The following is a 16,674-nucleotide window of genomic DNA, read 5'->3' as shown; positions in this document are numbered from 1 at the left end:
CCATGGGGCCCGCACGAAATCGCCTGAGGATAAATTGGCCCGAAACAAACGTAGGAGCGAGCGCAGCGCGCGATGCGCCGCGCGGGCGGCGCTCGATCTGCGCCTCACCGAAGAGCCCACGCCGAGCCTCTAGGCTTAAGTGAACAGCATTAGCCGCCTAGGGGCCCTTTTCAATGGTCACGCACTAAAGAAACTGCTCCGCATAATGGCATGCCACCAATCGCGTGTTCACCTGCCGCAACGCCGGCACCTCCTTGGCACAGCGCTCGGTGGCATACGGACAGCGCTTGTGGAACGCGCACCCATCCGGCGGATTGAGCGGGTTGGGCAATTCCCCGGCGATGCGGATCTTCGGCTTCAATGGATCGGGATGTATCGCCGGCGTCGCCGACAGCAGCGCCTGGGTATACGGGTGCAGCGGCTTGTCGTAGATATCCGCCTTGGGCCCCATTTCCGCCGGGCGCCCCAGGTACATCACCAGCACCTGATCGGCCACGTGTCGCACCACCGCCAAGTTGTGCGAGATGAACACGTAGGCGGTATTGAACTCCTTCTGCAAGTCCATGAACAGGTTGAGCACCTGGGCCTGGATCGACACGTCCAGCGCCGACGTCGGCTCGTCGGCCACCAGCACCTTGGGCTGCAGCATCATTGCCCGGGCCAGGGCGATGCGCTGGCGCTGGCCCCCAGAGAACATGTGCGGGTATCGCTGATAGTGCTCAGGACGCAGCCCCACCTGCTCCATCATCTTTTGCACTTTATCGCGCCGTTCGGCCTTGCTCAGGGAAGTGTTGATCAGCAGCGGCTCGGCCAGTTGGTCACCGATCTTCTGGCGTGGGTTGAGCGAGGCGTAGGGGCTTTGGAATACCATCTGCACATCACGGCGCAGCTGTTTGCGTTCAGCCTTGCTGGCGCCGTTCACCTCGGTGCCATCAATTTGCAGCGAGCCCGAAGAAGGCTCCTCGATGAGTGTCAGGGCTCGGGCCAGGGTGGACTTGCCGCAGCCCGACTCTCCGACCACGGCCAGGGTCTTGCCTGCTTCCAGCTCGAACGACACGCCATTGAGCGCGCGCACCAGGGCACGGCCCTTGAACAGCCCGCGGGAAACTTCATAGTGCCGGGTCAGGTCCCGGGCAGTGAGAACGACGGCCATCACGCCACCTCCTGGTTCAGCGGATAGAAGCAACGCACCAAGCTATGGGCCTGCGGCTCGAGGGCAGGGCGCTGGCGCCGGCAATGGTCCTGCACGTACGGGCAGCGCGGCGACAGCAGGCAGCCAGCGGGGCGGTCGTAGCGACCAGGGACGATGCCCGGCAAGGTAGCCAGGCGCTCGGCACCGATGCTGTGCTCGGGGATCGCCGCCAGCAGCGCTTCACTGTAAGGGTGGGCGGGTACTTCGAACAATTCCGGCACCTGGCCCACTTCCACGGCCTGGCCGGCATACATCACGCATACCCGTTTTGCCGTTTCTGCCACCACGGCAAGGTCGTGGGTGATCAGGATCAGCGCCATGTTGCGCTCTTGCTGCAGGTTCACCAGCAGCTCCATGATCTGTGCCTGGATGGTCACATCCAGTGCAGTGGTGGGTTCGTCGGCGATCAGCAGCTTGGGTTCGCCGGCAATGGCCATGGCGATGGCCACACGCTGGCTCATGCCTCCGGACAGCTGGTGGGGGTAGGCATCCAGGCGGCTTTCGGCGGCCGGAATTTCGACCTTCTGCAGTAGCTCCAGAGCCCGCTGGCGGGCGGCCTTGCCTTTGAGGCCCAGGTGTTGGCGCAGCACTTCCTCGATCTGGTAACCGACGGTGTAACTGGGGTTGAGCGCGGTCATCGGGTCCTGGAAGACCATGGCGATATCCTTGCCCACCACCTTGCGCCGCTGGCGGCCGCTGAGCTTGAGCATGTCGGTGCCATCGAAGGTCAGGGCATCGGCGGTGATACGCCCGGGGGCGTCGATCAGGCCCATCAGGGCCATCATGGTGACCGATTTGCCCGAGCCAGATTCGCCGACGATGGCCAGGATTTCGCCGGCCTCGACCTTCAGATCAAGCCCATCGACCACTGGCACCGCGTCGGCCTCGCCGAAGCGCACGTTCAGGTTGTTGATTTGCAACAGTGACATGGCGTTCTCCTCAGGCGGCGTTCTTGAGTTTCGGGTCCAGCGCATCGCGCAGGCCGTCGCCCATCAGGTTGATTGCCAGCACACTGAGCAGAATGGTCAAGCCAGGCAGGCTCACCACCCACCAGGCGCGCTCGATGTAGTCTCGGGCTGAGGCCAGCATGGTGCCCCATTCCGGTGTCGGCGGTTGCACGCCAAGGCCCAGAAAGCCCAGGGCGGCGGCATCGAGAATCGCCGACGAGAAGCTCAAGGTGGCCTGCACGATCAGCGGCGCCATGCAGTTTGGCAGCACGGTGACGAACATCAGCCGTGGCAGGCTGGCACCGGCCAGACGTGCAGCGGTGACATAGTCGCGGTTCAACTCGCCCATCACTGCTGCGCGGGTCAGGCGCACATAAGACGGCAAGGACACCACGGCGATGGCGATGACGGTGTTGATCAGCCCTGGGCCGAGAATCGCGACGATGGCCACTGCCAGCAGCAGCGAGGGCAAGGCCAGCATCACATCCATCAGGCGCATGATCGAAGGGCCGAGTAGCTGCGGGAAGAAGCCGGCCAGCAGGCCCAGCAATATGCCAGGGATCAGCGACATCACCACCGAAGAGAGGCCGATCAGCAGCGACAGCCGTGCACCCTGGATCAGCCGCGACAGCAGGTCGCGGCCCAGCTCATCGGTGCCGAGGATGAACTGCCAGGTGCCGCCTTCGAGCCATACAGGCGGGGTCAGCAGAAAGTCCCGGTACTGCTCGCTCGGGTCATGGGGTGCAACCCAGGGCGCGAACAACGCGCAGAACACCACCAGGCACATGAAGGCCAGGCCCATCACGGCGCCCTTGTTGCGGGCGAAGGCGTGCCAGAATTCTTTGTACGGCGAGGGGTACAGTAGGCTTTGGTCCACCGGGCTGGCCGGTGCGACGGATTTAGCAATCGGACTAGTCATGGCAAAGGCCTCAGCGCTGATGACGGATGCGTGGGTTGGCCAGGCCGTAGAGAATATCCACTACGAAGTTGACCAGGATCACCAGGCAGGCGATCAACAGGATGCCGTTCTGGACCACGGGGTAGTCACGGGCGCCGATGGCTTCGATCAGCCACTTGCCAATGCCCGGCCAGGAAAAGATGGTTTCGGTCAGTACCGCGCCGGCCAACAGCGTACCCACCTGCAGGCCGAACACCGTCAGCACTGGGATCAGTGCGTTGCGCAGGCCATGAACGAACACCACGCGGGCGGGCGACAGGCCCTTGGCGCGGGCGGTGCGGATATAGTCTTCACGCAGCACTTCGAGCATCGACGAACGGGTCATGCGGGCAATCACCGCCAAAGGAATGGTGCCTAGCACAATGGCCGGCAAAATCAGGTGCATCACGGCATCCTTGAATGCACCCTCCTCGTCGCTGAGCAGGGTATCGATGAGCATGAAGCCGGTTTTCGGTTCGATGTCATAGAGCAGGTCGATGCGCCCGGACACTGGCGTCCAGCCCAGGCTGACGGAGAAGAACATGATCAGGATCAGGCCCCACCAGAAGATCGGCATGGAATAGCCCGCCAGCGAGATGCCCATTACCCCGTGATCGAACAGCGACCCGCGCTTGAGCGCGGCGATCACCCCGGCCAGCAGGCCGACGATGCCGGCAAACAGCAGGGCGGCCAAGGCCAGTTCCAAGGTGGCAGGGAACAGGGTGAGAAACTCGCGCCACACGCTTTCACGCGTACGCAGCGATTCACCCAAATCGCCCTGGGCCAGCTTGCCGACGTAGTCCAGGTACTGGGCCGGGAGGGGCTTGTTCAGCCCCAGGCGCTCCATGGCCTGGGCGTGCATTTCAGGGTCGACCCTGCGCTCGCCCATCATCACTTCCACGGGGTCGCCGGGGATCAGGCGTATGAGCGCGAAGGTCAGCAAGGTGATACCGAAGAAGGTCGGTATCAGCAAGCCCAGGCGCCGGGCAATAAAACTCAACATTGTCGGGGATACCTCATCAGCGGGTCACGCAGTGCCGCCGGTGCCCGTTTGGGGTCCCGGCGATCGTTGTTGTTCTACTTCACCTTGGTGGTGGCGAAGTTGTTGTTGGTCAGAGGGTTGATCACATACCCCTCCACGTTGTCACGCATGGCGGTGAACATCTTCGGATGGGCCATGCTGATCCAGGGTTGATCGTCATCGTACACCTTCAAAGCCTCGGCATAGAGCCGGGCGCGCTCGTCGTTGTCGATCACTTCGCGGGCGCGGGTGATCAGTTCCTGGAATTTGGCATTGCACCAGCGTGCATAGTTCTCACCGTTTTTGGCGGCTTCGCAACTGAGCAGCGGCGAAAGGAAGTTGTCCGGGTCGCCGTTGTCGCCGGCCCAGCCGGTGGACACTAGGTCCGCTTCGCCGTTCTTGGCCCGGCGCAGCATTTCGGCCCACTCCATCACGCGGATGTCCAGCTTCAGGCCAATCTGCTTGAGGTCGGACTGGAGCATTTCGGCGGACAGGCGCGGGTTGGGGTTGGTCGGGCCGCCGCCGTTGCGGGTGAACAGGGTGATCACCGTACCTTCGGGTACGCCGGCTTGCTTGAGCAGTTCGCGGGCCTTGGCAAGGTCGCGCGGCGGGTTCTTGTTCTCGGTGTTGTAGCCGATCATGGTCGGCGGGTACGGGTTCACCCCGACCAGCGCGTTGCCTTTGCCGAACAGTTGATCGACATGGGTCTGGCGGTCGAAGGCCATGTTGATGGCTTTGCGCACGCGAACGTCGCTCAGATACTTGTGCTGGGTGTTCATGGCGATGTAGCCGGTGACCAAGGCTTCCATCTCGGCCACTTTCAGCGACGGGTCGGCTTTGATCGACGCTACATCGTCCGGCTTGGGGTAAAGCGCTACCTGGCATTCATTGGCGCGCAGTTTCTGCAGGCGCACATTGCTGTCGGTGGCGATGGCGAAGATCAGCGCGTCGCTTGGCGGCTTGCCACGGAAGTAATCCGGGTTGGGCTTGAAGCGCACCTGGGCGTCCTTGTTGTAGCGCTGGAAGATGAACGGGCCAGTGCCGATCGGCTTGCTGTTGAGGTCGCCGGTCTTGCCGGCTTTGAGCAGTTGGTCACCATATTCGGCGGAATAGATCGAGGTGAAGGCCATGGCCATATCACGCAGGAACGGGGCTTCGGGACGAGTCAGGGTAATGACCACGGTATGGTCGTCGGTCTTTTCCACCGACTTGAGCAATTGCTGGAAGGACATGCTCTCGAAGTAGGGGTAACCCACGCTGGTTTTGCCGTGCCACGGGTGCTTGGGGTCGAGCTGACGGTTCAGGCTCCACAGCACATCGTCGGCGTTGAAGTCTCGGCTTGGCTTGAAGTAGTCAGTGGTATGGAACTTCACCCCTTGGCGCAGGTGAAAGGTGTAGGTCAGGCCGTCGGCGGATATGTCCCAGCGTTCGGCCAAGGCCGGCTGCAGGTCAGTGGTCCCAGGCTTGAAGTCGACCAGGCGGTTGAACAGCGTTTCAGCCGAAGCGTCTGAAGTGACCGCCGTGGTGTACTGGACCACGTCGAAGCCTTCCGGGCTGGCCTCGGTGCACACCACCAACGGCTTGGCCGCAAGGTTGCCGGCGACGCCGAGGATGACCGCTGCCAGGGCAGCGCGAAGCGGTAGCGATGTCATGGATACTCCCTGCTTGCATTGATTCCAGCGTAGCCGCCACGGCCCGGCTCGAAGCGGGCCGTGGCGCCATCGGTCAGAGAATGTTGAATGGAATGGTGGTCACCAGACGGAACTCGTCCAGGCTGCCATCGCCCTGAGCCTTGCTGGCGCGGTGGGCGGTATAGGTGGCGCGGATGCTGGTGTCCTTCAGCGGCCCACTCTGCACTGCGTAACTGGTGCCGATACCCCACTCGTAGTGGGTTTCACCGTCCAGGCCGTTGACGTCGTAGGCGGTGCCTCGGTAATGAGTGCCGTCGATGCCCCAGCCACGGGCGTTGTACAGGTTGAATTTCAGGCCTGGAACGCCGTAGGGCGCCATGTTCAGCACGTAGGACAGCTGCAGGGATTTCTCGTTGGGGCCGTTGAAGTCCGACAGCAGCGAGTTGGCCAGGAAGATGCCGTTGGTCTCATGCAGGTAGTCGAAGTACTCGTTGCCGTTGACCTGCTGCCAAGACGCAGTGAGGGTGTGCGCCTGATGGGTCAGGCCCAGCGACAGGCTGTAGGTATCGTTGTCGATATCGCCCATCTTCTTGCTGCCGGTATCCACGGTCTTGTAGTAGTTCAGGCCAGTGGTCAGCGCCAACACTGCGCTGTCGCCCAGCACGTGGCTGGCACCGAAGTAGTACTGGTTCCAGAAATCATCGACGTGGGTGGTGTAGAGGCTGGTGGTCAGGCTCTTGAACGGCTGGTAGTTGACCCCGGCGGTGCTGGCGCGGTCGGTTTCCACGCCCGTAGCGCTGTATTCACTGCGGAATTTGCTCAGGCTCTGTTCGGTACGTGGCGATACACGGTCGAAGGTGCCCAGGTCGATCGACAGGTTGTCGAACTCGGCGCTGTGCACAAATGCCCCTTGAAAGCTCGAGGGCAGGGCGCGGTTGCCGATGTAGGCGATCATCGGTGTGTCCACCGACTGGCGGCCGACCGTCAGGGTGGTATTGGACAGGCGCGCCTTGACGTTGGCCAGGCCCATCTTGCTCCACTGGCCAATGGGGTCGCCATCGCTGTGGGTCAGGGTGCGGTTGTTCGGCCCGGCGATCGCGGCCCGGCCTTGCTCCAGGGCGATGGCGTTGTAGCCGGCAGCCTCTACGGCAAAGCCGATGGTGCCTTGGGTGAAGCCCGAGCTGTAATTGAGGATGCTGCCCTGCACCCAGTTGTTGCGGCTGTGGGTGTCGTGGCGGGTGCCGTCACCTTTGTAGTACTTCCACAGTGGCGCGCGGGTCGCGCGTTCATGGGCGTACCAGTTGCGGGTGCTGCCGGACAGGCTTTGGCCTTCGACAAAGCCTGTGGCCTGGTCTTGTTCGCTGGTGGTTTTGAGGCTCAGCGGTAGGTATTGCTGGCTCTGCGGGTCGGCCTGGGCTACGGCAGAAAAGCTGCCGATGGATAACGCCAAAGCGGTCAAGGTGAATAGTCTCAAGATTTAAACTCCCTTTCTGTTCTTCTAGTTATGCCTGGCCTTATGGGCCGGCTTGTTGCGGTGTTGCCAGGGTTGCCCGGGGTCGCCGGGCCAAATCGGGGCCTTGCGTTGGCTGTGCTGGCCTTTTCGCGGGTAAAGCCGCGCCTACAGTCTTACCCGTTGCAGTCGGGTGACCTGCGAAGCGGCGCCAGGGGCTAGGGGCTAATCGACACTCACGCCGGAAAAGTCATTACGCCCGAACGGGCTGACCTTGAAATCTGCCACCTTGATGCTCAGCGGCTGGTTGACCGTGGAGTGCGCCACGGGGGTGATCGGCACCTGCTGCTTCAGGCGCTGCTGGGCCTGCTGGTAGAGGGCAGTACGCTGTTTGCGGTCGGTGACCTGCTTGGCCCGCTTGACCAGGCTGTCGTACTGCGGGTCGCACCACAGCGAGTAGTTGTTGCTGCCGATGGCGTCGCAGCTGTACAGGGTGCCCAGCCAGTTGTCCGGGTCGCCGTTGTCACCGGTCCAGCCGATCAGTGCGACGTCGTGCTCACCGCTTTTCATACGCTTCAAGTACTCGCCCCATTCGTAGCTGACGATGCGCACCTTGAAGCCGAGCTTGTTCCAGTCCGCCTGGAGCATTTCGGCCATCAGCTTGGCGTTGGGGTTGTAAGGCCGCTGCACGGGCATGGCCCACAAGGTGATTTCGGTGCCTGGCTCGACCCCGGCTTGCTGTAGCAGTTGCTTGGCTTTTTCCGGGTCGAAGGGTGCGTCCTTGAGGCTGCTGTCGTAAGACCACTGCGTCGGCGGCATGGCATTGACTGCCAGTTGGCCAGAGGCCTGATACACCGCCTGTAAAATGGCCTGCTTGTTCACCGCCATGTCCATGGCCTGACGCACCTCCAGGCGGTCGAACGGCGGGTGCTGGGTGTTGTAGGCGATGTAGCCGAGGTTGAAGCCTGGCTGTTGCATGACCTGCAGCTTGGCGTCGGCCTTGAGCGCAGGCAGATCGGCCGGGCGTGGGTGCAAGGTGACCTGGCATTCGTTGCGGCGCAGCTTCTGAATGCGCACCGACGGGTCGATGTTGATCGAGAACACCAGGTTGTCGATTTTCACCTCATCCGGTGCCCAGTAATCCTGGTTTCCTTTGAAGCGAATCTGCGAGTCCTTCTGGTAGCGCTGGAACACGAACGGCCCGGTGCCGATCGGCTGCTGGTTGATGTCGCTGGGCCGCCCGCTGGCCAGCAGTTGCCCTGCATACTCGGCGGACAATATCGAGGCGAAGCTCATCGCCAGGTTCTGGACGAAGGCTGCGTCCACCTTGTTCAGGGTGAACACCACGGTCATCGGGCCGGTCTTCTCGACCTTTGCAATGTTCTTGTCCAAGCCCATGCTGACGAAGTATGGGAATTCGGTCGGGTAAGCCTTACGGAACGGTTGTTCCCGGTCGAGCATGCGGTTGAAGGTGAACAACACGTCGTCGGCGTTGAAGTCACGGGTTGGGGTGAATGCTTTGTTGGCGTGGAACTTCACCCCTTGGCGCAGGTGGAAGGTGTAGCGCAGGCCATCGTCGGAAACTTCCCATTTCGTCGCCAGAGCCGGTTGCACCGCCGTGCCGCCGCGTTCGAATTCCACCAGGCGGTTGTAGATCGGCTCAGCAGCGTCGTTATCGGTGGCGCTGGTGTACTGCGCGGTGTCGAAGCCAGCGGGGCTGCCTTCGGAGCAGAACACGAGGTTCTTGGCCTGCACGGCAGTGGCCTGGCTCAGCAGGCCGAGAGCGAGCAGGGTCGAGCGATAGATGACAGGGCGCATGGCGGTTCCTTTTCCAGCTGCTTACGCCGCCCACGGGTACGAATGGCGGCAACAGTTTGCCGACTCCGTCGCCAGTGGCGTCGGAGGGCGCGAGATGCTTGGGGGTGGTGAGGCGGTACCCACCGCCTGGCAGCGGGTACCTGGGCTAGCCTATTTGTCCACGCTGACGCCGTAGAACGCGTTCAGCGCGAAGGGGCTGATCTTGAAGTCCTTCACCTTGGCACTCATCGGCTGATAGACGGTGGAGTGGGCAATGGGAGTGATAGGCACTTGCTCTTTGAGAATGTGCTGAGCCTTTTGATAGAGCTCGGTGCGCTGGGCCTGGTCGGAGGTGGCCTTGGCCTGTTTGATCAGGTCGTCGTAGGGCTTGTAGCACCACTTGGAGAAGTTGTTGCCATCAACGGCGTCGCAGCCATAGAGGGTGCCCAACCAGTTGTCCGGGTCCCCGTTGTCACCGCTCCAGCCAATCAGCATGGCGCCTTGCTCACCTGCCTTGGAGCGCTTGATGTACTCACCCCATTCATAGCTGACGATCTTGGCCTTGATGCCGATCTTGGCCCAGTCAGCCTGAAGCATCTCGGCCATCAGCTTGGCATTGGGGTTGTAGGGGCGCTGCACAGGCATGGCCCACAAGGTGATTTCAGTACCGTCTTTGATCCCGGCTTCCTTGAGCAGTTGCTTGGCCTTTTCCGGGTCGTACGGCGCGTCCTTGATAGTGTTGTCATAGGACCACTGGGTGGGCGGCATGGCATTGACTGCCAGTTGCCCGGCACCCTGGTACACCGATTCGATGATCTTCTTCTTGTCCACGGCCATGTCCAGCGCCTGGCGGACTTTCAACTGGGCCATTGGGTTGGGCTCGTTGCTACCCTTGATCTTGTCCATCACGTTGTAGGCGATATAACCAAGGTTGAAGCCGGCTTGCTGCGGCATCTGCAGGTTCTTGTCGGCTTTCAGCGGCTCGATATCGGCTGGCCTTGGGAACAGCGTGACCTGGCATTCGTTCTTCTTCAGTTTCTGCATGCGCACCGAGGCATCGGTGGTGATGGCGAAGATCAGGTTGTCGATCTTCACGTCTTCAGGCTTCCAGTAGTCCTTGTTGCCCTTGAAGCGGATCTGCGCGTCTTTCTGGTATTTGCTGAACACGAACGGGCCGGTGCCGATGGGCTTCTGATTGATATCGGCGGCTTTGCCCTGCTTGAGCAACTGATCGGCGTATTCGGCAGATTGAATGGAGGCGAAGCTCATGGCCAGGTTCTGGATGAAGGCGGCGTCTACCTCGTTCAGGGTGAATTTCACCGTGTGATCGTCGAGCTTCTCCACCTTGGCGATGTTCTTGTCCATGCCCATGTCGGTGAAGTACGGGAACTCGGTGGGGTAAGCCTTGCGGAAAGGGTGATCCTTGTCGAGCATGCGGTCAAAGGTGAACAGTACGTCGTCGGCGTTGAATTCACGGGTCGGCTTGAAGTAGTCGGTGGTGTGGAACTTGACCCCTTCGCGCAGGTGGAAGGTGTAGCTCCTGCCGTCATCTGTGACCTCCCATTGGGTTGCCAGGCCCGGAATCACTGCAGTGCCACCGCGCTCGAACTGCGTCAGGCGGTTGAACATGGTCTCGGCCGAGGCGTCGAAGTCGGTCCCGGTGGTGTATTGCCCTGGGTCGAAGCCAGCTGGGCTGCCTTCGGAACAGAACACCAGATTGGAGGCGGCGTGGGCCAGCGGAGCGCCAGCGAGCAAGCCTGCACCTAGCAGGAACGGAATGACTGCGTGTTTGAGCATGGTGGCCTCATTGTTGTCATTTTTGATGTTGAGGTGGCCTCGTGAGCCGACCTGCGGATACTTATGCAGGGGATGTTCCCAATGCAACCGTCTGAAGGATAGTTGGCGTCAGAAAAGTAGTACGATCGTACATGGATGTCGCATTCGTATAACTTTTAGCGAAGTTGAACGTTTGCGTGGGCAAAATGATGGCTTTTTGCGGGATGTTACGAGGCGGGAATTTTGTAGGATGCACTCATGCGGTGCGTAGGAAAAATCCTTTAGCGAACCCTTTGTGGGAGCAATGTGACCCGCCAATACAGGCCAAGCCCTGACCGAGCTGCCTGTTGCTTGGAACGCAGGTAAAACCGCTCCCACTAGGGCCTGTGCAGCTATTTAGGGCATCTGCACTTCGATCAGGCCATCGGCATTCATGCTGACTTCACTGGTACCGGCTTCGATGTCCGGTGCTGGCGCGGTCTCATCGGCTGCCATGGCCTTCATCGCCATCGGTGCGCTGCGCAGGTAAGGGCGGGGGTAGCCAGAGCTGTTGAGGTTCAGGCTGACCACTTTGTAGCCTGTGCCGCCCAGCGCCTGAGTCGCCAGTTGCGCACGGGCTTTGAAGGCGTCCACAGCTTCCTTGAGCAGCTCATCCTCGCTGGCCTTGCGCGTGGCCGGGGCGATGGAAAAGTCCATACCGCCCATCTTCAGCTCCTGCAGCAGGTCTGCGGTGAGCTGGGAGAGGGCAGGGAAGTCAGCACCTTCCAGGCGCAGTTCGGCGCGCTCACGCCAGCCGGTGATTTTCTGGCCCTTGCTGTCATAGACCGGGTAGCTGTTGCGGCTGCCTTGGCTGATTTTCACGTCCTTGACCTGGCGGGCCTGCTGCACAGCCTTGTTCATGGTTTCGGTGATCTGCTTGGCAAGCTTGCCTGGGTCGGTGTTCTGCGCTTCGCTGTAGAGGGTCACGACCATCAGGTCGCGAGCCACTTCCTTGCTGACTTCGGCGCGCAGCGATACCTGGTTGTAGCGTGGCTCGTCGGCCGCCAGGGCCGGCAAGCTGGCCAGCAGGCCACAGGTAAGGACAAAAGCGGCGCCGCGACTTGGCATGTACATGGGTTACTCCTTGGCAATGTGAGCGTGGGGTCTGGCCATCCATTCCACGCATGGCCCATAAGACCCAGAGCAGTGTAGTGGGTTCAAAGGTGCCGCCCAGCATGTGTGACAAAGTGTGGCGCTTTGCCGCATTGCTACAGCGCGGGGGCTGGCTTGGGTATACTTCAGCCGATTTTTCTGAAGCATTCATCGGGACAGCGCATGCTCGCCGCCGCACAACCGCTCTCTGCCACCCGCCAGAACCTCTGGCGCCTGACCGTCATTCGGGTGTTGGTCCTAGCCGCTCAGGCAGGGTCCGTAGGGGTCGCCTACTGGACCGACCTGCTGCCGCTGCCGTGGTTATCGCTGGCCGCCACATTGGCCCTGTCGTCACTGCTGTGCGCCTTCACAGCCTTGCGCCTGCGGTTGTCGCTGCCGGTCACCGAAACCGAATACGCGCTGCAATTGGCCTGCGACCTGCTGATCCACAGCGCCTTGCTGTATTACTCAGGCGGCTCCACCAATCCATTCGTGTCTTATTACCTGGTGCCGTTGGCGATCGCGGCGGTGACCTTGCCGTGGTTGTACTCGCTGATTCTGTCGGGCATCGCCCTGACCGCCTACAGCCTGCTGCTGGTGCAGTTCTACCCGCTCGAAGGCCTGCCGATGGCGCGGGACAAGATGCAGGTCTATGGCATGTGGCTGAGTATTGCGCTGGCCGCCGCCGTGATTACCTTCTTCGCCGCGCGCATGGCCGAGGAGCTGCGTCGTCAGGAGCAGTTGCGCTCCGAGCGCCGCGAAGAGAGCCTGCGTGATGAGCAACTGCTGGCCGTTGCCACCCAGGCTGCCGGCGCAGCGCACGAACTGGGCACCCCCTTGGCGACCATGAGCGTGCTGCTCAACGAAATGCGCCAGGACCATACCGATCCGCTGCTGCAGGAAGATCTGCAAATCCTTCAGGACCAGGTGAAGCTGTGCAAGGAGACCCTCCAGCAGTTGGTGCGCGCCGCTGAGGCCAACCGCCGCCTGGCGGTGGTCGAGCAGGAGGTCACAGCCTGGCTTGATGAGGCGTTGAACCGCTGGCACCTGATGCGGCCTGAGGCCAGTTACCGCTTCCAGCGCTTGCGCGATGGTCAGGTGCCGTGCCTGACGCCGCCACCAGACCTGACACAGGCACTGCTGAACTTGCTGAACAATGCCGCCGATGCCTGCCCTGACGACCTGCAGGTGACCCTTGACTGGGACGCCCAGGACATCCTGATCAGCATCCGTGACCATGGCCCCGGTGTACCGCCGGCCATTGCCGAGGCCATCGGCAAACCCTTCATTACCACCAAGGGCAAAGGCTTTGGCCTAGGCCTGTTCCTGAGCAAGGCCAGCGTGACCCGTGCGGGCGGCTCGGTAAAACTCTATAGTCATGAACAGGGTGGCACCCTGACCGAACTGCGCCTGCCCCATGGCAAGCGAGGAGATGAATGATGAGCGACGAAAACCAGGTTGAAGGCGAAGAGCTGCCGCACCTGTTGCTGGTGGACGATGACGCCACCTTTACTCGAGTGATGGCTCGCGCCATGAGCCGCCGCGGCTTTCGTGTGAGCACTGCCGGTTCTGCTGAGGAGGGCTTGGCCCTGGCCCAGCAGGACCTGCCGGACTACGCCACGTTGGACCTGAAGATGGAAGGCGACTCCGGCCTGGTGCTGCTGCCCAAGCTGCTCGAGCTGGACCCAGAGATGCGCGTGGTGATCCTGACCGGGTATTCGAGCATTGCCACCGCTGTCGAGGCGGTCAAGCGCGGCGCCTGCAACTACCTGTGCAAGCCAGCCGACGCCGACGATGTATTGGCGGCGTTGCTTTCCGAGCATGCCGACCTCGATACCTTGGTGCCGGAAAACCCCATGTCGGTGGACCGCCTGCAGTGGGAACACATACAGCGCGTGCTGAACGAGCACGAAGGCAATATCTCCGCCACTGCCCGGGCGCTGGGCATGCATCGGCGTACCTTGCAGCGCAAATTGCAGAAGCGCCCTGTGCGTCGCTGAATGTCTGCGGCTTGGGCTGGCCTTTTCGCGGGTGAACCCGCGCCTACAGGAACCGTACACAGCCTGTAGGCGCACCTTCACCCGCGATTAGGCCTGCACAGGTGAATCGAGAAATGTGTTTATAGTCCTGCTAGATCCCCGCATTTCCTGGCGCGTTGGCGTATCATCAGTCGCCTAAAGGCAACTCCACCAGGACCGCTCGCGCATGCTTGCCCTTCTCATCCAGACGCTTAACATCACGGCACCGGTCTTCGCCATGCTGTTTCTGGGCGTGCTGCTCAAACGCATCCATCTGATCGACGACAACTTCAACCGGATCGCCTCGCAGTTGGTGTTCAACGTTTGCATGCCAGCGCTGCTGTTCCTCGGCATCTATCACGCCGACCTCGCTACAGCGGTGCAACCTAAAGTCATCCTCTACTTCGTCGTCGCTACCCTGGTCGGTTTCGCCATGGCCTGGGGTATGGCTGTCTGGCGCAGCCCATTGGCCGAGCGCGGCATCTACACCCAAGGCGCGTTTCGCGGCAACAACGGAGTGATCGGCCTGGCCCTGGCCGCCAGCCTCTACGGTGATTACGGCATTTCCCTGGGGGCGGTGCTCGCAGGGGTCGTCATCCTCATGTACAACTCGCTGTCGGCGGTGGTGCTGGCGGTGTACAGCTCGCAGCTCAAATCCGATCCCTGGAGCATCCTCAAGAGCATTTTCAGCAACCCGTTGATCATCAGCGTCCTGGTGGCGACACCCATGGCTTACGGCCAGGTGCCGCTGCCCAACTGGCTGCTCACCTCGGGCGACTATCTGGCGCAGATGACCCTGCCACTGGCGCTGATCTGCATCGGTGGCACCCTTTCGCTGGCAGCGCTGCGCGACAGCGGCAAGCTGGCTATCGATGCCAGCCTGGTGAAGATGGTCTGGCTGCCGTTGATCGGCACCCTGGGCGCCTGGTTGTGCGGGTTCCGCGGTGCCGAGCTGGGCATCCTTTTCCTGTACATCGCCAGCCCCACGGCGGCAGCCAGTTATGTGATGGCGCGCGCGGCCAACGGCAATCATGAACTGGCGGCGTCGATCATCGTGATCACTACGCTGATGGCTGCGGTCACCACCAACATTGGTATTTTCATCTTGCAGTGGGGCGGATGGATCTAGATCCTTCACTGCAAACAACAGCAAAAACACTGCCTCACTGAGCCAAAGGACTTTTCATGCAAGACCAGAGCACGCCCGAGCCGTTGAAGCGCGGGCTGAAGAATCGCCATATCCAGCTGATCGCGCTGGGCGGTGCTGTAGGTACCGGGTTATTTCTTGGCATCGCCCAGACCATCCAGCTGGCAGGCCCTTCCGTATTGCTGGGCTATGCCATCGCCGGCCTGATGGCCTTTTTCATCATGCGTCAGTTGGGTGAGATGGTGGTGGAGGAGCCGGTGGCGGGGAGCTTCAGCCACTTCGCCCACCACTACTGGAGCGAGTTCGCCGGGTTCGTCTCCGGCTGGAACTACTGGGTGGTATACGTGCTCGTCGGCATGGCCGAACTCTCGGCGGTCGGGATCTACGTGCAGTACTGGTGGCCAGGCTTCCCGACCTGGGCCACGGCGGCGATCTTCTTCGTGGTCATCAACCTGATCAACCTTACCCAGGTCAGGGTATATGGCGAGATGGAGTTCTGGTTCGCACTGATCAAGGTGGTGGCGATCGTCAGCATGATTGGTTTCGGTGCCTGGCTGCTGGCGAGTGGCAATGGTGGCCCGGATGCCAGCGTATCCAACCTGTGGCAGTACGGCGGGTTCTTCCCCAACGGCGTGGCAGGCCTGGTGATGGCTTTGGCCGTGATCATGTTCTCGTTCGGGGGCCTGGAATTGGTCGGCATCACCGCTGCCGAGGCGGACAACCCGCGCCACAGCATTCCCAAGGCGACCAATCAGGTGGTCTATCGCATCCTGATCTTCTACATTGGTGCGCTGGCAGTGTTGTTGACGCTGTACCCTTGGCAGAAGGTGGTGCAAGGTGGCAGCCCATTCGTGATGATCTTCCACGAACTGGATAGCGATGTGGTGGCGACCATTCTCAACATCGTGGTGCTGACCGCTGCACTGTCGGTATACAACAGCTGCGTCTATGCCAACAGCCGCATGCTGTTCGGCTTGGCGAGCCAGGGTGATGCGCCGCGGCAATTGCTCAAGGTCAGCCGCGGTGGCGTGCCGCTCACCGCGCTTGGTGTTTCGGCAGTGGCCACCGGCCTTTGCGTGTTGATCAACTACCTGATGCCAGGCGAGGCCTTCGGGCTGTTGATGGCATTGGCGGTGTCGGCGCTGGTGATCAACTGGGCCAGTATCAGTATCACCCACCTGAAGTTTCGCAAGGCCAAGTTGGCAGCGGGTGTTACCCCGTTCTACCAAAGTTGGGGGCATCCGCTGACCAATTACCTGTGCCTGGCGTTCATCGTTCTGATTCTGGTGGTGATGTACCTGACCCCGCCGATTCGAATTTCGGTGATGCTGATTCCGGGATGGATTGCGGTGCTGTGGGTGGCCTTCAAGCTGAAGAAGACGCGGCAGGTTCGGCGTTGAATTTGCACCGCCTGTGAGATCGAGCGCCGCCCGCGCGGCGCATCGCGAGCTTTGCTCGCTCCTACGTTTGTTTCGGGCCAGTAACGCCTGTGGCAGGTGCGCGCGACCGCCTTGTTTGTACGACGCGATATCGCGCCATGCACCAAGGCGTCCGCGCGCAAATCACACAGGATCAATTGGCCCGAAACAAGCGTAGGAGCGAGCGCAGCTCGCGATGCGCCGCGCGG

Annotated in this window: 13 protein-coding genes; 4 read left to right on the top strand and 9 right to left on the bottom strand. The window is 61.4% G+C overall.

Translation table 11 applies throughout. The features are described 5' to 3' along the window. Positions 1–184: 184 nt before the first annotated feature. From ACK59H_RS04925 to ACK59H_RS04885, 9 genes are all read right to left on the bottom strand, one after another. Positions 185–1,153 (bottom strand): peptide ABC transporter ATP-binding protein, encoded by a 969-nt coding sequence (locus ACK59H_RS04925; RefSeq protein WP_397468715.1) that lies wholly within the window; start codon positions 1,151–1,153, stop codon positions 185–187. After that, the gene (locus tag ACK59H_RS04920) at positions 1,153–2,121 is read right to left on the bottom strand and encodes an ABC transporter ATP-binding protein (protein ID WP_060480378.1); all 969 of its coding nucleotides are present in this window, start codon (positions 2,119–2,121) and stop codon (positions 1,153–1,155) included. The genes ACK59H_RS04925 and ACK59H_RS04920 overlap by 1 nt, the downstream gene beginning before the upstream one ends. A gap of 10 nt (positions 2,122–2,131) precedes the next feature. Further along, complete coding sequence (locus tag ACK59H_RS04915; protein ID WP_060480377.1) at positions 2,132–3,058, bottom strand: ABC transporter permease subunit; 927 nt, start codon at positions 3,056–3,058, stop codon at positions 2,132–2,134. 10 nt (positions 3,059–3,068) lie between these two features. Continuing rightward, positions 3,069–4,079 (bottom strand): ABC transporter permease subunit, encoded by a 1,011-nt coding sequence (locus tag ACK59H_RS04910; RefSeq protein ID WP_060480376.1) that lies wholly within the window; start codon positions 4,077–4,079, stop codon positions 3,069–3,071. Between the two features lie 74 nt (positions 4,080–4,153). After that, on the bottom strand, positions 4,154–5,749 hold the full coding sequence (locus ACK59H_RS04905) for an ABC transporter substrate-binding protein (protein ID WP_060480375.1): 1,596 nt from the start codon (positions 5,747–5,749) through the stop codon (positions 4,154–4,156). A gap of 73 nt (positions 5,750–5,822) precedes the next feature. Continuing rightward, entirely contained in the window at positions 5,823–7,202 is a 1,380-nt protein-coding gene (locus tag ACK59H_RS04900) for an OprD family porin (RefSeq protein WP_060480374.1), read from the bottom strand. Positions 7,203–7,403: 201 nt separating this feature from the next. After that, the gene (locus ACK59H_RS04895) at positions 7,404–8,996 is read right to left on the bottom strand and encodes an ABC transporter substrate-binding protein (protein WP_060480373.1); all 1,593 of its coding nucleotides are present in this window, start codon (positions 8,994–8,996) and stop codon (positions 7,404–7,406) included. Between the two features lie 150 nt (positions 8,997–9,146). Beyond that, a complete protein-coding gene (locus ACK59H_RS04890) occupies positions 9,147–10,772 on the bottom strand; it encodes an ABC transporter substrate-binding protein (protein WP_060480372.1) in 1,626 nt (541 codons plus the stop codon). 375 nt (positions 10,773–11,147) lie between these two features. Continuing rightward, entirely contained in the window at positions 11,148–11,864 is a 717-nt protein-coding gene (locus ACK59H_RS04885; RefSeq protein WP_060480371.1) for an SIMPL domain-containing protein, read from the bottom strand. Positions 11,865–12,065: 201 nt separating this feature from the next. Between ACK59H_RS04885 and ACK59H_RS04880 the strand changes: the two genes are divergently transcribed. The 4 genes from ACK59H_RS04880 (at position 12,066) to ACK59H_RS04865 (ending at position 16,447) form a co-directional block, all read left to right on the top strand. After that, entirely contained in the window at positions 12,066–13,322 is a 1,257-nt protein-coding gene (locus ACK59H_RS04880; protein ID WP_060480370.1) for an ATP-binding protein, read from the top strand. Further along, a complete protein-coding gene (locus ACK59H_RS04875; RefSeq protein WP_060480369.1) occupies positions 13,322–13,882 on the top strand; it encodes a response regulator transcription factor in 561 nt (186 codons plus the stop codon). The genes ACK59H_RS04880 and ACK59H_RS04875 overlap by 1 nt, the downstream gene beginning before the upstream one ends. A 205-nt stretch (positions 13,883–14,087) precedes the next feature. Then, positions 14,088–15,029: an AEC family transporter gene (locus ACK59H_RS04870; protein WP_060480368.1), complete on the top strand. Its 942-nt coding sequence runs from the start codon at positions 14,088–14,090 to the stop codon at positions 15,027–15,029. A 56-nt stretch (positions 15,030–15,085) separates the two neighbouring features. Next, positions 15,086–16,447 (top strand): amino acid permease, encoded by a 1,362-nt coding sequence (locus ACK59H_RS04865; RefSeq protein ID WP_060480367.1) that lies wholly within the window; start codon positions 15,086–15,088, stop codon positions 16,445–16,447. Positions 16,448–16,674 lie beyond the last annotated feature (227 nt).

The organism is Pseudomonas sp. KCJK9000, from assembly GCF_046230725.1.
In the GTDB taxonomy this organism is placed as follows: Bacteria; Pseudomonadota; Gammaproteobacteria; order Pseudomonadales; family Pseudomonadaceae; genus Aquipseudomonas; species Aquipseudomonas promysalinigenes.
Note: the sequence above shows the minus strand (reverse complement) of the source record. Positions and strands in the feature narration are given on the sequence as shown.

Bases quoted from the DNA above. Each gene is read 5' to 3' on its own strand.
- ACK59H_RS04865 (WP_060480367.1), top strand. From the start codon at position 15,086: ATGCAAGACCAGAGCACGCCCGAGCCGTTGAAGCGCGGGCTGAAGAAT.
- ACK59H_RS04885 (WP_060480371.1), bottom strand. From the start codon at position 11,864: ATGTACATGCCAAGTCGCGGCGCCGCTTTTGTCCTTACCTGTGGCCTG.
- ACK59H_RS04910 (WP_060480376.1), bottom strand. From the start codon at position 4,079: ATGTTGAGTTTTATTGCCCGGCGCCTGGGCTTGCTGATACCGACCTTC.
- ACK59H_RS04890 (WP_060480372.1), bottom strand. From the start codon at position 10,772: ATGCTCAAACACGCAGTCATTCCGTTCCTGCTAGGTGCAGGCTTGCTC.
- ACK59H_RS04920 (WP_060480378.1), bottom strand. From the start codon at position 2,121: ATGTCACTGTTGCAAATCAACAACCTGAACGTGCGCTTCGGCGAGGCC.
- ACK59H_RS04880 (WP_060480370.1), top strand. From the start codon at position 12,066: ATGCTCGCCGCCGCACAACCGCTCTCTGCCACCCGCCAGAACCTCTGG.
- ACK59H_RS04895 (WP_060480373.1), bottom strand. From the start codon at position 8,996: ATGCGCCCTGTCATCTATCGCTCGACCCTGCTCGCTCTCGGCCTGCTG.
- ACK59H_RS04915 (WP_060480377.1), bottom strand. From the start codon at position 3,058: ATGACTAGTCCGATTGCTAAATCCGTCGCACCGGCCAGCCCGGTGGAC.
- ACK59H_RS04925 (WP_397468715.1), bottom strand. From the start codon at position 1,153: ATGGCCGTCGTTCTCACTGCCCGGGACCTGACCCGGCACTATGAAGTT.
- ACK59H_RS04905 (WP_060480375.1), bottom strand. From the start codon at position 5,749: ATGACATCGCTACCGCTTCGCGCTGCCCTGGCAGCGGTCATCCTCGGC.
- ACK59H_RS04870 (WP_060480368.1), top strand. From the start codon at position 14,088: ATGCTTGCCCTTCTCATCCAGACGCTTAACATCACGGCACCGGTCTTC.
- ACK59H_RS04875 (WP_060480369.1), top strand. From the start codon at position 13,322: ATGAGCGACGAAAACCAGGTTGAAGGCGAAGAGCTGCCGCACCTGTTG.